14 protein-coding genes are annotated in these 13,511 nt (G+C 68.4%); 11 read left to right on the forward strand and 3 right to left on the reverse strand.

Features of this window, described 5'->3' with window-relative positions; all coding sequences use genetic code 11:
* Nucleotides 1–68: 68 nt before the first annotated feature.
* Complete coding sequence (locus IAE24_RS21805; protein WP_199961971.1) at nt 69–1,097, forward strand: Bug family tripartite tricarboxylate transporter substrate binding protein; 1,029 nt, start codon at nt 69–71, stop codon at nt 1,095–1,097.
* A gap of 9 nt (nt 1,098–1,106) precedes the next feature.
* Here the strand turns inward: IAE24_RS21805 and IAE24_RS21810 are convergent, their stop codons facing one another.
* A complete protein-coding gene (locus IAE24_RS21810) occupies nt 1,107–2,375 on the reverse strand; it encodes an MFS transporter (RefSeq protein ID WP_063328454.1) in 1,269 nt (422 codons plus the stop codon).
* Nucleotides 2,376–2,556: 181 nt separating this feature from the next.
* Between IAE24_RS21810 and IAE24_RS21815 the strand changes: the two genes are divergently transcribed.
* The 7 genes from IAE24_RS21815 to IAE24_RS21845 all read left to right on the forward strand — a co-directional run bounded on the left by IAE24_RS21815 (nt 2,557) and on the right by IAE24_RS21845 (nt 9,126).
* Nucleotides 2,557–3,330 carry an AraC family transcriptional regulator gene (locus tag IAE24_RS21815; protein WP_063328453.1) on the forward strand — a complete coding sequence of 258 codons (774 nt, stop codon included), beginning with the start codon at nt 2,557–2,559 and terminating at the stop codon, nt 3,328–3,330.
* Nucleotides 3,331–3,484: 154 nt separating this feature from the next.
* Complete coding sequence (locus IAE24_RS21820) at nt 3,485–4,426, forward strand: AraC family transcriptional regulator (protein WP_199961973.1); 942 nt, start codon at nt 3,485–3,487, stop codon at nt 4,424–4,426.
* 130 nt (nt 4,427–4,556) lie between these two features.
* A complete protein-coding gene (locus IAE24_RS21825; protein ID WP_199961974.1) occupies nt 4,557–5,141 on the forward strand; it encodes a carboxymuconolactone decarboxylase family protein in 585 nt (194 codons plus the stop codon).
* The gene (locus IAE24_RS21830) at nt 5,131–6,228 is read left to right on the forward strand and encodes an acyl-CoA dehydrogenase family protein (protein WP_200016387.1); all 1,098 of its coding nucleotides are present in this window, start codon (nt 5,131–5,133) and stop codon (nt 6,226–6,228) included. The genes IAE24_RS21825 and IAE24_RS21830 overlap by 11 nt, the downstream gene beginning before the upstream one ends.
* Nucleotides 6,225–7,040 carry an ABC transporter ATP-binding protein gene (locus IAE24_RS21835; RefSeq protein ID WP_199962342.1) on the forward strand — a complete coding sequence of 272 codons (816 nt, stop codon included), beginning with the start codon at nt 6,225–6,227 and terminating at the stop codon, nt 7,038–7,040. The genes IAE24_RS21830 and IAE24_RS21835 overlap by 4 nt, the downstream gene beginning before the upstream one ends.
* Before the next feature lie 89 nt (nt 7,041–7,129).
* The gene (locus IAE24_RS21840) at nt 7,130–8,371 is read left to right on the forward strand and encodes an ABC transporter substrate-binding protein (protein WP_199962341.1); all 1,242 of its coding nucleotides are present in this window, start codon (nt 7,130–7,132) and stop codon (nt 8,369–8,371) included.
* Nucleotides 8,368–9,126, forward strand: a complete 759-nt coding sequence (locus tag IAE24_RS21845) for an ABC transporter permease (protein WP_016448370.1) — start codon at nt 8,368–8,370, stop codon at nt 9,124–9,126. The genes IAE24_RS21840 and IAE24_RS21845 overlap by 4 nt, the downstream gene beginning before the upstream one ends.
* On the opposite strand, the gene IAE24_RS21850 is transcribed toward IAE24_RS21845, so the two are convergent.
* Nucleotides 9,069–10,754, reverse strand: coding sequence for an Ig-like domain repeat protein (locus IAE24_RS21850; protein WP_325100562.1), 1,686 nt, complete (start codon nt 10,752–10,754; stop codon nt 9,069–9,071). The genes IAE24_RS21845 and IAE24_RS21850 overlap by 58 nt on opposite strands.
* Nucleotides 10,755–10,983: 229 nt before the next feature.
* On the opposite strand from IAE24_RS21850, the gene IAE24_RS21855 reads away from it, so the two are divergent.
* The 3 genes from IAE24_RS21855 (at nt 10,984) to IAE24_RS21865 (ending at nt 13,020) form a co-directional block, all read left to right on the forward strand.
* Nucleotides 10,984–11,736: a helix-turn-helix transcriptional regulator gene (locus IAE24_RS21855; protein ID WP_199962340.1), complete on the forward strand. Its 753-nt coding sequence runs from the start codon at nt 10,984–10,986 to the stop codon at nt 11,734–11,736.
* A gap of 399 nt (nt 11,737–12,135) precedes the next feature.
* On the forward strand, nt 12,136–12,303 hold the full coding sequence (locus IAE24_RS21860) for a Com family DNA-binding transcriptional regulator (protein ID WP_080649906.1): 168 nt from the start codon (nt 12,136–12,138) through the stop codon (nt 12,301–12,303).
* Nucleotides 12,304–12,312: 9 nt separating this feature from the next.
* Nucleotides 12,313–13,020, forward strand: coding sequence for a hypothetical protein (locus IAE24_RS21865; protein ID WP_016452681.1), 708 nt, complete (start codon nt 12,313–12,315; stop codon nt 13,018–13,020).
* A 159-nt stretch (nt 13,021–13,179) separates the two neighbouring features.
* Here IAE24_RS21865 and IAE24_RS21870 read toward each other — a convergent pair whose 3' ends face one another.
* On the reverse strand, nt 13,180–13,359 hold the full coding sequence (locus IAE24_RS21870) for a type II toxin-antitoxin system VapB family antitoxin (RefSeq protein ID WP_199962339.1): 180 nt from the start codon (nt 13,357–13,359) through the stop codon (nt 13,180–13,182).
* Nucleotides 13,360–13,511: the final 152 nt, after the last annotated feature.

The following is a 13,511-nucleotide window of genomic DNA, read 5'->3' on the forward strand; positions in this document are numbered from 1 at the left end:
CATGCAGCCGTGCCCGGCGTGCGTGCCGGGCATGTTTTTCCGACACAAGACAAAAGGAGGAGACACCCATGGTTGTTGCTGCATCCCGCATCCGTCGCATTCATGCGCCCAACCGGCGCGCCGCCCTGGCTGCGGCGCTGCTGGCCTCGCTGGCGCTGGGCCCAGGCCTGGCCACGCCCGCGCTGGCCGACGGCGCCTATCCGGCCCGGCCCATCAAGCTGGTCGTTCCCTACACGCCCGGGGGCGCCACCGACGTGATCGGGCGCGTGGTGGGGCAAAGACTCTCGCTGGCGCTGGGCCAGCCGGTGGTGGTGGAGAACCGGGCCGGCGCGGCGGGCAACCTGGGCGCCGCGGCCGTGGCCAAGGAAAGGCCCGATGGCTACACCCTGCTGCTGGGCGCGCTGACCAGCCATTCCATCAACAGCGTGCTCATGGCGTCCACGGCAGGCTTCACCATGGACAAGAGCTTTGCGCCCATTGGCGTGGTGGGCCGCGTGCCGCTGGTGGTGACCGTGGGCCCGTCGGTAAAGGCGGCCAGCCTGGGCGAGTTCATCGCCCTGGCCAAAAGCCGGCCGGCCGGGCTGAACTACGGCTCCTCGGGCAATGGCTCGCCCCAGCACCTGGCGGCCGAGCTGTTCAAGCGGCAGGCCGGCGTGCCGCTGACCCATGTGCCCTACAAGGGCAGCACGCCGGCGCTCAACGATCTGATGGGCGGCCAGGTGGATGTGGTGTTCGACACCCTGCCCGCCACGCAGGCCTTCATCAAGGGCGGCCGCCTGCGCGCCCTGGCCGTGACCACGGCGCAGCGCGTGCCCTCCATTGCCGACATTCCCACCACGGCCGAGGCCGGGCTGTCGGGCTTTGAGGTGACGTCGATGTTCGGCCTGCTGGCGCCTGCGGGCACACCCGCTCCCATCGTCGCCCGGCTCAGCGGCGCGCTCAAGGAGGTGATGGGGCAGCAGGAAGTGAAGGACGCCCTGGTCGCCCAGGGCGCCATGCCCACCTTCACCACGCCTGCCGAGGCGCGTGCCCAGATCGCCGAGGAGGTGGCGCGCTGGTCCGCCGTGATCCGGCAGGCTGGCATACAGCCGGATTGAGGCTGCGCCTCAGCGTCGCCGGGCCCGCGTTTCCGGCAGAAAGGCCGTTGCCAGCCCCAGCAGCGGCAGGTAGGCCACCAGGCTGTACACCCAGACGATGCCGTGGGTGTCGGCCAGGTTGCCCATGCCGGCAGCCCCCAGGCCGCCAATGCCGAACATGAGTCCGAACATCAGCCCCGAGACCAGGCCCACGCGGCCGGGCACGGCCTCCTGGGCGTAGACCACCAGCGCCGCAAAGGCCGAGGACATGACCAGGCCGATGACGATGGACAGCACGGCCGTCCAGAACAGGTCGGCATGCGGCAGCAGCAGCGCAAACGGCGCCACGCCCAGGAAGGACACCCAGATCACGGCCTTGCGCCCTATGCGGTCGCCCACCGGGCCGCCCGCGAAGGTGCCCGCCGCCACGGCCGCCAGGAAGGCGAACAGGTACAGCTGCGACTGCTGCACGGGCAGGGCAAAGCGCTCGATCAGATAGAAGGTGAAGTAGTTGGCAAAGGCCGCGATGTAGACGAACTTGGCGAACATCAGCACGCAGATCACGGTCACCGCGCGGATGACCTGCGAGCGGTTCAGCGCCGTCAGCGCATGCTGGCCGGCCGCCACCACCTTGGCCGGCGCGTGGTGCAGGCGCCAATGCGTGATGCGCAGCAGCACCCAGATGGCCAGCAGCGCCACCAGCATGAACCAGGCGATCGCATGCTGGCCAAACGGAATGACGATGGCCGCCACCATCAGCGGGCCGATGGCCGAGCCCGTGTTGCCGCCCACCTGGAAGGTCGATTGCGCCGTGCCGAATCGCCCGCCCGAGGCCAGCCGCGCCACGCGCGAGGCCTCGGGGTGGAAGGTGGACGAGCCCACGCCGATCAGCGACGCGGCGGCCAGCAGCATGGGGTAGCTGGTGGACAGGGCCAGCAGGCCCACGCCCACCAGCGTCACCACCATGCCCAGCGGCAGCAGGTAGGGCTTGGGATGCTTGTCGGTGTACAGGCCGATCCAGGGCTGCAGCAGCGAGGCCGTGACCTGGTAGACCAGGGAGATCCAGCCGATCTGCGCGAAGCTCAGCGAGAACTCCGTCTTGAGCATGGGATAGACGGCCGGCAGCACGGCCTGGATCAGGTCGTTGAGCAGGTGGGCAAAGGCGGCGGCGCCGACGATGCGAAGCAAAAAGCCCTGCGCGGCATGGCTGGGTGCTGGATGGGCGGGCGCCGGATGGGCATGCGTTGCAGGCGCGCCCAGCTCGCCCGGGGCGCCAAGAGTGGTGGTGTTGCTTGTCATGGAGGAAAGGGCCCCGCAGGGCGGCACGGTCAGGGTCCGGCGTTGACGAAGGTCAATGGGCCGTGGGACCGAAGATAGGCGTTTGGTGCGCGTCTGTCTCTCTCTATACTGACTTCAATTGTCGAGATCGGGACAGAGAGCCGCATAGAGCCGCATAGAACCGCACAGGACGGGAAGCCCCATGGCCGCAGAACTGCCGCGCATATACCTCAAGTATCACCAGACCGGGCGCCCCATGGCCGCCATGGAGGCCAACTGGGCGCATGGCACCAGCACGGGCTGGCACTCCCACCCGCGCGGCCAGCTGCTGTATGCGATCGAAGGCGTGATGTCCGTGCAGCTGCATTCCGGCTCCTGGCTGGTGCCGCCCAACCGGGGGCTGTGGATAGAGGCCGACGCCGAGCACGATGTGCGCATGTCGGGCGATGTGAAGATGCGCACGGCCTACATCGACGCCTCGGCCTTTGCGGACCTGCCCGCGCGCACCTGCGTGGTCAACGTGTCGCCCCTGCTGCGCGAGCTGGTGGTGGCCGCCGTCGGCGTGCCGCTGGACTATGCCGAAGGCAGCCGCGACGAGCGCCTGATGCACCTGCTGGTCGATGAGCTGCGCGCCGCCGAGGTGCTGCCCCTGCACCTGCCCCTGTCCGCCGATGCGCGGCTGCGCCAGGTCTGCGAGACCCTGATGCGCGAGCCTGCCGACACCGCCACCGCCGAACACTGGGCGCAGCGCCTGGGCGTGAGCGCCAAGACGCTGCAGCGCCTGTTCGTGAAGGAAACCGGCATGCCCTTCGCCCAGTGGCGCGAGCAGGCGCGGCTGATGTTCGCGCTGGGCCGCATTGCGGCGGGCGAGCGCATCATCGACATCGCCCTCGATTGCGGCTACGCCAGCCAGAGCGCGTTCACGGCCATGTTCAAAAGGCATTTCGGGGTGCCGCCTTCGGGCTTCCAGCGCTGAGGCACGACCGGACCAAGGTCGGGCCGGGCGGACTTGGATGCAGATCCAGATATCGATTGCGGCACAAGCATATGCCCAAAGATTCGTTCCCCCGCGCCTGCATCGTGGCGATACTGGCCGGCCGCATTCCCTCCACTGCCTGGCCTGTACCACCGTGCTACCCGACCCAGTCCCCGACAGCGCGGCCGAAGCGCAGGTCGATCGCGTCATCGACGGCCTGCTCAACGGCCTGCAATGGCGCGCCAGCGTGTTCCATGTGGGGCAGTACTGCGGGCGCTGGCGGGCCTCCACGGCGGGGCGCGCGCGGGCCAGCTTTCACCTGATCCTGGACGGGCGCTGCTGGCTGCACCTGCCGGGCCAGCCTTCGGTGGAGCTGCAGCCGCGCGACGGCGTGTTCCTCTCGCGCGATGTGCCGCATTTCATCTCGCCCTATGCCGACCCGGACATGGCCTGCGCCCCGCAGGCCATGCGCCCCGCCACTGGCGATGCCGGCATCGGAGAGACGGCGCTGGCCTGCGGCTTCTTCACCTTCGAGGGTCCCATGCGCGGCCTGCTGGTCGATGCCTTCCCCGACCACCTGGTGCTGCGCGGCGACGACCATGCGATGAGCGGCGCCTCCATGCTGTTCGACCTGATGCGCGCCGAGGCGCTGCGCACGGGCACCGAGCCCTCGGCCGTGATGGACCGGCTGGTGGGCCTGCTGTTCTTCTACGGCCTGCGCCAGCTCGCGCATGGCGATGCGCGGGCGTGCGGCATCTGGAGCCTGCTGCGCCGGCCGGGCTTTGCGCCGCTGGTGGCCGAGCTGCTGCGCGAGCCGGCCCGCAACTGGAGCGTGGCCGACATGGCCGCGCGCGTGTGCCTGTCGCGCGCCACGTTCTTTCGGCAGTTTGCCGAGGCCTGCGGCCAGCCGCCCCAGCAATTCCTGCTGCTGCTGCGCATGCAGCTGGCCGCGCGCCGGCTGGCCCAGGGCGAGGCCATAGGCCAGGTGGCCGAGGCCGTGGGCTACGAGTCCTATGCGGCCTTCTCGCGTGCCTTCAAGCGCGTGATGGGCGAGCAGCCCGGCGCCTGGCAGCGCGCGCAGGCACGCTGCTGCTGAGCCGCCATCCGAGCCCGCTGCATCTGCCTGCGGGTTGACACGTTCGGGCATAAATCCGCGACGCGGCGGCATTGATGGCAAGGGGGGCGCGGCCGATCATGAAGGCATTCCTTCATTCCTGCAAAGCACCATGGCACGCCTGACCCTGCACACCCCGCAAACCGCTCCTGAAGCCAGCCGCCCCTTCGTGGAGCGCGCCCTGGCCGGCAACGGATTCCTGCCCAACCTGATCGCCATCCTGGCCAACTCGCCCCAGGCGCTGGAGACCTATGTGACCGTGGGCCAGATCAACGCGCGCGCCCAGCTCACGCTGGCCGAGCGCGAGGTGGTGCAGATCACGGCGGCGCGCATCCATGGCTGCGACTTCTGCGTGGCCGGCCACACCAAGCTGGCCTTCAAGCAGGCCGGCCTGACCCAGGCCGAGGTGGTGGCGCTGCAGGACGGCCGCGACACGGGCCAGCCGCGCCTGGACGCCGTGCGCCGCTTTGCCGAAGTCGTGATCGCCACGCGCGGCGCCGTCGCCGACGAGGCCCTGGCCGCCTTCCATGCGGCCGGCCTGAGCGAGCAGCAGGCGCTGGAGGTGGTGCTGGGCATCAGCCTGGCCACGCTGTGCAACTTTGCCAACAGCCTGGCGCAAAGCCCCGTCAACCCGCAGCTGCAGCCCTATCTGCCCGAACAGTTCCGACAACCGCAGGAGAACGCACATGCTGGCTGATTCGCTGCGGCAGTGGCTGGACGCCCATGCCGACTCCCTGGACGAAGGCCCTGCGCATGCGCACGAAGTGCTGCCCCGGCTGGCGCAGCACGGCCTGTTCGGCCTGGGCGTGCCCGTGGCCGAGGGCGGGCAGGGCGGCAGCCTGGGCGATGCGCTGGAGGCCATTGCCGGCGTGGCCGGGCATTCGCTGACGGCGGGCTTCGTGTTCTGGGCGCAGCGCGCCTTTGTCGAATACCTGCTGCAGTCGTCCAACGCGGCGCTGCGCCAGCGCTGGCTGCCGGGCCTGCTGCAAGGCACGCAGGCGGGCGCCACGGGCCTGTCCAACGCCATGAAGTACCTGGGCGGCATCGAGGCCCTGCAGGTCGAGGCCACGCCCGTCGGCGCTGTCGGCGCCGACAGCGCCGACGGCCTTGCACTGCGCGGGCGCGTGCCCTGGGCCACCAACCTGGTGCCGCCGGGTCGCTTCGTGGTGGCCGTCGCCGTCTCGCGCAGCGACGGTGCAAAGCCCTTCGTGGCCGCGCTGCCCGGCGATGCGGCGGGCCTGCAGCGCAGCGCCGACCTGGACCTGATCGCGCTGCGCGGCAGCCATACGGCGGCGCTGTCCATCGAGGGGCTGCAGATCGGTCCGGCCGATGTGATCCATGCCGACGCCAACCATTTCCTGCCGCGCGTGCGGCCCGCCTTCATGGGCCTGCAGCTGGGGCTGTGCATCGGCCTGGCGCGCGCCTCGCTGGCGGCGGCCTCGGCCCGTGCCGGCGCCGGGCGCGATGTGCTGGGCGGCCCGCTGCAGCAGCAGCGCCACGCGCTGGAACTGGCCACGGCCACGCTGCATGCCGGGCTGTCCGATGGGCGTTTTCTTGACCGACCTCAAGCCCTGTTCCGCCTGCGCCTGGAATTGAACGACATCGTGCAGCAGTCCCTGCAGCTGGAGCTGCACGCCAGCGGCGGGCGCGCTTATCATCGCGACCAGCCGCTGGGATTTGCGCGCCGTTGGCGCGAGGCGGCCTTCATCCCCATCGTGACGCCCAGCGTCACGCAGCTACAGGGCGCGCTGGCTGGCGCGGCCCTGGCAACCACCAGTTCATGACCCAGACGGAAGCTTTCTCCCCTGACGCTCCCGCGCCCGTGCTGCAGGCACGCGGCGCGGGCTTTGGCTATGCGCCCGGCAAGGCCGTGTTCGAGGACATCTCCCTGAGCATTGCCCCGCGCGAGATCGTCTGCCTGCTCGGCGGCAGCGGCTGCGGCAAGTCCTCGCTGCTGCGCGTGCTCGGCGGCCTGGAGTCGCCGGACGGCGGCGCCTGGAGCCGGGGCGAGCTCCAGTTCCTCGGACAGCCGCTGACCGCGCCGCACCCGCGCGCGGGCTTCGTTTTCCAGCAGCCCAGCCTGCTGCCCTGGCTGGACGCGCGGCGCAACGTGGGCTTCGGCCTGGACTTCGAGCGCCAGCCGAAGCTGGAGGCCGAGGCCCGCAGCCAGCGCGTGGAGCAGGCGCTGCAGGCCGTGGGCCTGGGCGGCAGCGGCGCGCTCTACCCCTCGCAGCTGTCGGGCGGCATGGCCCAGCGCGTGGCCCTGGCGCGCGCCCTGGCCCGCGAGCCGCAGCTGCTGCTGGCCGACGAGCCGTTCTCGGCCCTGGACGCCATCACGCGTGCCGAGATGCAGGAGCTGATGGTGGACGTGGTCCACCGCTGGCACACGGCGGCGCTGCTGGTCACGCATGACATCGACGAGGCCATCCTCGTGGGCGACCGCATCCTGCTGATGGGCGGGCGGCCCGGCCACATCGTGCGCGAATGGCGCGTGGACATAGCGCGCCCGCGCGAGGAGCAGGCCGCCGCCGTGACCGCGCTGCGGCTGGACATCCTCTCGGCCCTGCACGGCGTGCGCCATGCGGCCCAGGCCTGATCCGGCTCGCCTGCCTGCCTGCCCGCCCGCTCGCCTGCCGATCCGCCATTTCTTCGACTTCAACCATGCTCTTCTGAAAGGTCTTTCGCATGAGCTTCCAGGACCACCCTTCCTACACCCACATCTGTGCCTCGTCGGACTGCGGCTGCGGCCTCACGCGGCGCGACATGCTGCGCCTGGGCGCGCTGGCCATGGCCTCGGTGGCCGCGCCGCTGCTGGCCGCAGGCGATGCGCGCGCCCAGGCCTTCAAGGGCGATGACCAGCCCGTGAAGATCGGCTATCTGCCCATCACCGACGCCACGCCGCTGCTGGTGGCCCACGGCAACGGCCTGTTCGAGGCCGAAGGCCTCAAGGCCGAGGCGCCGCGCCTGTTCCGCTCCTGGGCCCAGATCGTCGAGGCCTTCGTCTCGGGCCAGGTCAACGTCATCCACCTGCTCACGCCCTCCACGCTGTGGGTGCGCTACGGCGCCAAGTTCCCCGCCAAGATCGTGGCCTGGAACCACGTCAACGGCTCGGGCCTGACCGTGCTGCCCGAGATCCAGAAGGTGCAGGACCTGGGCGGCAAGACCGTGGCGATCCCGTTCTGGTACTCCATCCACAACATCCTGCTGCAGGACGTGCTGCGCAAGGCCGGCCTCACGGCCGTGACGCGGGCGCGCGGCGGCGCCATTGCGGCCAACGAGGTCAACCTCGTCGTGCTGGCACCGGCCGAAATGGTCTCGGCCCTGGCCGGCAAGTCGATTGCGGGCTTCATCGTGGCCGAGCCCTTCAATGCCGCCGCCGAGATCGCGGGCGTGGGCAAGATGCTGCGCTTCTCGGGCGATGTCTGGAAGGACCACGCCTGCTGCGTCACCTTCCTGGCCGAGCGCGATATCGCCGACAAGCCCGAATGGGCGCAGCGCGTGACCAATGCCGTGGTCAAGGCCCAGCTGTGGACGCGCGACAACCGCCTGGCCGCCGCGCGCCTGCTGTCGAGCACCGGCGAGCGCCGCTACACGCCCCATCCGCAGCAGACGCTGTCCAAGGTGCTGGCCGCCACCGACTACGCCAGCTACGAGGCCAGCGGCGTGGTCGTCAACAAGGGCTGGCACCAGCGGCGCATCGACTTCCAGCCCTATCCCTATCCCTCGTACACCGAGCAGCTGGTGCGCGCCATCAAGGCCACCAAGGTCGAGGGCGACACGCGCTTCCTCGACAAGCTGGAGCCCAAGTTCGCGGCCACCGACCTGGTGGACGACCGCTTCGTGCGCAAGGCCATCCAGGCCGTGGGCGGCCCGCAGGTCTTCGGCATTCCGGCCGATTTCTCGCGCCGCGAAACCATCGTGGTCTGAGCCAGGTGTTGCGACGTATTGGATTGCCGCTGCTGGGCGCGGCCCTGGTCCTGGCCCTGTGGTGGGTGGGCGGCGCGCTGCTGGCGCGCAGCACGCCCGTGGCTGCGGCCTTCGCGCCCTGGCCTTCCCTGCAGGCGCTGGGCCAGCTGCTGACGGGCGCCGACATCTGGATGCACACCCTGCTGAGCCTGCAGCGCGTGGCCGTGGGCCTGCTGCTGGCCTTCGTGGTCGGCGTGCCGCTGGGTGTGCTGGTGGGCCTGTCGCGCGGGTTCTCGCAGGCGTTCTCGCCCGTGTTCCAGTTTCTGCGCATGATCTCGCCGCTGTCGTGGATGCCCATTGCCGTGATGGTGCTGGGCGTGGGCGACGCGCCCGTGTACTTCCTGCTGGCCTTCGCCGCCGTCTGGCCCATCTTGCTGAGCACGGCGGCCGGCGTGGCCCAGCTGGACCGCAACTGGCTGTTGCTGGCGCGCAGCCTGTCGGCCACGCGCACCGAGACCGTGCTGCGCGTGGTGCTGCCCGGCATCACGGCCCAGATCCTCACGGGCGTGCGCCTGGCCATCGGCATCATCTGGATCGTGCTGGTGCCCGCAGAAATGCTGGGCGTATCGGCCGGCCTGGGCTACTTCATCCTCGACACGCGCGACCGCCTCGCGTATTCGGAGCTGATGGCCGCCGTGGTGCTGATCGGCGCCCTGGGCTATGCGCTGGACCATGCGGCGCGGTGGCTGCACCAGCGCTGGATGCATTCGGCCTGAGGCCTGCGGACAGGCGGCGGCATCAGGTGCTGCATCAGGTGCCGCATCAGGTGCCGTGCACGCGGCGCAGCCGCAGTCCTGCCCATCCCGTCAGCACGGCGCACAGCAGCACTCCCCAGGGGCCCAGCGCAGGCACGGGGGGTGGCTGTGGCCGGGGATGCGGGCTCCACGGTCTGGGTCCATGCGCCGCTGTCCGCGGCGAGATAGTTCGCATCGCCGCCGTACCGGGCCACGATGGCATGCGGGCCGGCCACCGTCAGTTGGGTGGTGGCGATGATGGCCCTGGCATTGGACAAACCCGCCGTGCCCAGCGACAGGCCGCCAGCCAGGATTTCGATCGTTCCCGTGGGGACGGCGGCGGTGTCCAGGGAGACATCGGGTGCGACCACCACGGAGAAGGACAGCGACTGCCCGGAACGCGAGGGATTGGCGCTGGAGGTCAGCGTGACACGGGAGGGGCCCTGTCCCACCGCCGCCATCTGCACCGCCTGCGGAGCCGCGTCATGGTCTGCATCGCCGAGCTGGCTGGCGTTGATCGTGCATGTCCCTGCGGCCTGGAAGCGGATGGTGCTGCCGGAGGCGCTGCAGATCGCCGCGGTCAATGCATCCACGGCGAACATGACGGGGTTTCCCGAGGCGCCTCCGACGGCGGTCACGTCATAGGTATCCCCCACCCGTGCGCCGGCCGGTGGTGCCGTGGTGAAGGTGATGGCCTGCGGCGCTTTGGCGATGGCACCTGCCGCCGCCGGGCAACTGGTATCGCTGGCCGGCCAGTAGCGGTTGCCCGTCCCCGTGAACGTTTCGCCGCCACAGTTGTTGCCGGGCGCGTTGTTCGTGATCTGGTTGCCGTGGAGTGTGCGGGGGCGGGTGAGCGTGAACGAGACGCCGGCACCCGAGCCCGGAGACGCCAGCACGTTGCCGGTGACGGTGCTGTCGGTCATGGTGGTCGGCACCCCGCTGCGCAGGCCCCCGCCCAGCGTGCGGGCCGTGTTGCCGGACAGGCGGCTGCGCTCCACCGTCAGCGAGCCGCTGCCCGTGCTGTAGATGGCACCGCCCTGTCCCCCTGCCTGGTTGCCGCTGAACACACTGTCCACGATGGTCACCGTGCTGTCGCGGCTGTACAGTCCCCCGCCGTTGATGCCGGCCGTGCTGTCCTGCACCACGCTGCGCTCCAGGCGCAGGGTGACGCCGTTGTCCAGGTAGATGGCGCCGCCGTCTTCACTGGCGGCGGTCTGCCCGCCGCGCAGTGTCAGCCCGCGCAGCGTGAGCTGGACACCGCTGCCCTGGGCCGACACCAGGCGGGAGGCATTGCCCCCATCGAGCGCCACCCGCTGGTCCCCGTCGATCGTGATGTCCGAGGTGGTGAAGTTGAGATCGATGGAATGGCCTGCCAATGCAATGGCGGTGAGGCTGCCTGCCGGAAAGACGGCCGGGTCGAACACGATGGTGTCCGCGCCATTGCCCGATACGCATGCGCCGTTGCCCCAACTGCCGTCATCCATCTGGGCACTGGTCAATGCCTCATTCAGGCTGCAGTCCGCTGCACCGGGCGCGTTGTCCGTGGTATTGACCACGATGGTCGCGGCCTGGCCATTGAGTGCCAGCAGGCTGCACAGCGCGCCAGGCACTGACAGAAGCCAGAGGCGTAGAAGGCGTCTGTGAAGAAAAGCGTGCACGGTTCCTCCCGTTGCGCTGCGTGTCCCGGGCAGACCCGCGCGTTGTTGTTGCGGACCGCGTGACCTTAGCTTTCTGCGAAGATCGTGAAAATGTGCCGGCGGCACATCGCAGGCCTGAAAATGCGGCCTCGGCCGGCCCACCTATCGCCAGCACCTCGAGCACGCCATTGGATTCCGCGACATGACCCTGTCAACGCAGCAACTGGGGCAACTCAATCAGGCCATCCTCGCGGTGCACGGCGCGCCCGATCTGCACGCGCTGGCCACGCATTTGCTGCACGCGCTGCGCCTGGTGGTGCCGGGTGACATTCGGGTGGTGGATTTCTCCGGCATTGCGGAAGTCCGTGGCTACACGGCCTACGATCCGGTGCGTGCCATTTCCTCCGAAGTCAACGCTGCGGTGCACCGGCATCTGGCCGACAACCCCTTGTATCGGCAGCGCCAGACGCAGGCCGCCAGCATTTCCGACCTGCTGACTCGCGGGCAATGGCAACGGACGGCGCTCTATGCCCAGGCCTACTCCCAGGTTGGCCAGCAGGACGGACTCGCGCTGGACGTGGACCTGGGCCACGGCGCGATGCTGACCCTCAATGTCACACGCGCCTCGCGCGGCTACACCGCGGCGGAGCGCATGGCGCTGACCTTGCTGGGGCCGCATGCGCAGGCGCAGTGGCGGCGCCTGAGCCAGCAGCAGCGAATCAGCCAGGCGGCATGGCAGGCGCTCTCACCGGACTCGTCGGCTGCCGACGTGCTGAGCCCGCGCGAACGTGAAGTGCTGCAATGGGTCGCCAACGGCAACACCAACGCAGAAATCGCCACCATGCTGGAGTTGCGTACAGGCACGGTGAAGCGGCACCTGGAAAACATCTACCGCAAGCTGGGAGCCGTCAATCGGCAGGACGCCTTGTCGAGGATGCGCAGGCCGGATTTCTAGCGCGTGTCGCGCGCGCTTGTGCGAACCCGAGCGGGCGCCGTGCGCCGGGCCCAGCCCTTCGAGAAGCAGGGAAACCGGCCCTACGGCAAGACGCTCCGGCAGGCAATGCCAAACCGCTGGGCCAGCGCGTGCAGGCGCCTGTCTCTCGACCACAGGCTTGCTCGACGTAAGCGGTGCAGCTACGTCCGGCACAGTTTTACCTACAGGTTTCGCGCCAGCACAATAAAAGTCCGCCCAAGCCATACGGCGGACTTCCTGAAATCCACTGTGCCGAGGCCTCATGTTTTGTTTTGCCAGTTGCTCTCCTGTCGGCTTCAACGCCGTCCTTCTCAGCGGCGGTACGTTGCCATTTCTGGTGTTCGACGGCATGTTGTTTCAACCATTGCAGTGAGGCAGCGCATGGAGCAGGAAGTGAGATGCGCGAACTGCAATCGAAAGCTCGCCATGGGCGTCTTTCAGCTACTGAACATCAAGTGCCCGCGTTGCGGCACGTTGAATTCCCTGAGGGTCCAAGCGAACCCCCCACCCGAGTGCCGCCGAGCGCCTTCGACTCCATCCATTGAATAGGAGGCCTCCATGGCTCAAGTTTCCAAGGTTCTCGTCTCGGATCAGTACATGCCGCCGGACAACATCCAGCAGTACAAAAGCACGACGGGTTTCCCTCTTGTTTACGATTCGCGGCATATCAATCCGCATGCGCTCGTGTTCGACAACACGGGGCGTCCTGCCAACTACAACCCTGCCAACAACCGCCACACCATCGTGATGGATGTGCGCTTCAGCGATGGCTATCTGGCCGCTTGCCACATGGGCATCATTGCCAGGCACAAAGGCTCATACAGTGTGGCGGGTGACAACCGTGGCGGTGCTGTCATTGCGGGCAATTGGGGCTATTCGCCAGGCAGCGTGGCGCTTGAGGAAATTGAGATCACCAACACCAAGGACAACGGTGACTCGCACCATCGTCCGTCCGCTCAATATCCGCGTGGTGCCATCGGCGAGGCCAAGCTCGAGGAACTGCGCTGGTATCGACTGGTGATCGAAAGCATTTCCAAGAACGGCAGCATCGGCCACGCAGTCCGGGCAACGGACAAGAGTACGGGCCAGACCGTATTCAGCCTGCCAACCTTCTGGTCGGATTACTCGGCCAACTATGACTCCCGTGACGCAGGCAAGGTGGTGTTGTTCAGCATCAGTGATCCCAACAAGCCTGCCGCCGGCTTTGTCTATACACGCCTGATCAGCTATTGGTCGGATGCTGACGAGGTGATAGCCAATCCGTAAGTGATCTGAGAGCGGGTCCCAGGGCAGCGTGTGGCCGTATCGCCGCCATGCCCTGGTCCTCCTGGCAGGGGGTGGTCAATACGCATGCTGCCATGCGTTGCGCATCGTGCTGCCTTTGGTGGAAAGCTAGTCTGTAGGCGAGGGCCAGCGACACGCAATCTACTGGGAGTCCGGCATATCGGTTGCCCTGCCGCCAAGTGCTGCGAGGCGTTTGGCTGCCTGCACCCTCACGAAAGTTCTGAGGACCTGTTGGAACAGATCTGCCTCGTCCATGCCTGGCTCCAACATCTTCAGGGCTTCTTCGTACAAGGCATCGTCGATCGTCACGGTGATCCGCATGGCGGGCCCTCTGTCATCAAAACAGATGCAATTCTGGGCTTGCGCCAGCCTGCAGACAAGCGCGCTTCCCTCCGAAGTGGTCACTCCTGTTTTGCTATGATGACTGTATAAAGATACAGTTTTCGAGCGGCCTGGCTGCCCGATCTGCCAGG

It is taken from the genome of Delftia sp. S65 (assembly GCF_016516495.1).
Classification (GTDB): Bacteria; Pseudomonadota; Gammaproteobacteria; order Burkholderiales; family Burkholderiaceae_C; genus Comamonas; species Comamonas acidovorans.

What these genes read in the sequence shown, in the direction of transcription:
- IAE24_RS21855 (WP_199962340.1), top strand. Translation starts at nt 10,984, where the DNA reads ATGACCCTGTCAACGCAGCAACTGGGGCAACTCAATCAGGCCATCCTC.
- IAE24_RS21805 (WP_199961971.1), top strand. Translation starts at nt 69, where the DNA reads ATGGTTGTTGCTGCATCCCGCATCCGTCGCATTCATGCGCCCAACCGG.
- IAE24_RS21865 (WP_016452681.1), top strand. Translation starts at nt 12,313, where the DNA reads ATGGCTCAAGTTTCCAAGGTTCTCGTCTCGGATCAGTACATGCCGCCG.
- IAE24_RS21810 (WP_063328454.1), bottom strand. Translation starts at nt 2,375, where the DNA reads ATGACAAGCAACACCACCACTCTTGGCGCCCCGGGCGAGCTGGGCGCG.
- IAE24_RS21825 (WP_199961974.1), top strand. Translation starts at nt 4,557, where the DNA reads ATGGCACGCCTGACCCTGCACACCCCGCAAACCGCTCCTGAAGCCAGC.
- IAE24_RS21835 (WP_199962342.1), top strand. Translation starts at nt 6,225, where the DNA reads ATGACCCAGACGGAAGCTTTCTCCCCTGACGCTCCCGCGCCCGTGCTG.
- IAE24_RS21860 (WP_080649906.1), top strand. Translation starts at nt 12,136, where the DNA reads ATGGAGCAGGAAGTGAGATGCGCGAACTGCAATCGAAAGCTCGCCATG.
- IAE24_RS21870 (WP_199962339.1), bottom strand. Translation starts at nt 13,359, where the DNA reads ATGCGGATCACCGTGACGATCGACGATGCCTTGTACGAAGAAGCCCTG.
- IAE24_RS21815 (WP_063328453.1), top strand. Translation starts at nt 2,557, where the DNA reads ATGGCCGCAGAACTGCCGCGCATATACCTCAAGTATCACCAGACCGGG.
- IAE24_RS21830 (WP_200016387.1), top strand. Translation starts at nt 5,131, where the DNA reads ATGCTGGCTGATTCGCTGCGGCAGTGGCTGGACGCCCATGCCGACTCC.
- IAE24_RS21840 (WP_199962341.1), top strand. Translation starts at nt 7,130, where the DNA reads ATGAGCTTCCAGGACCACCCTTCCTACACCCACATCTGTGCCTCGTCG.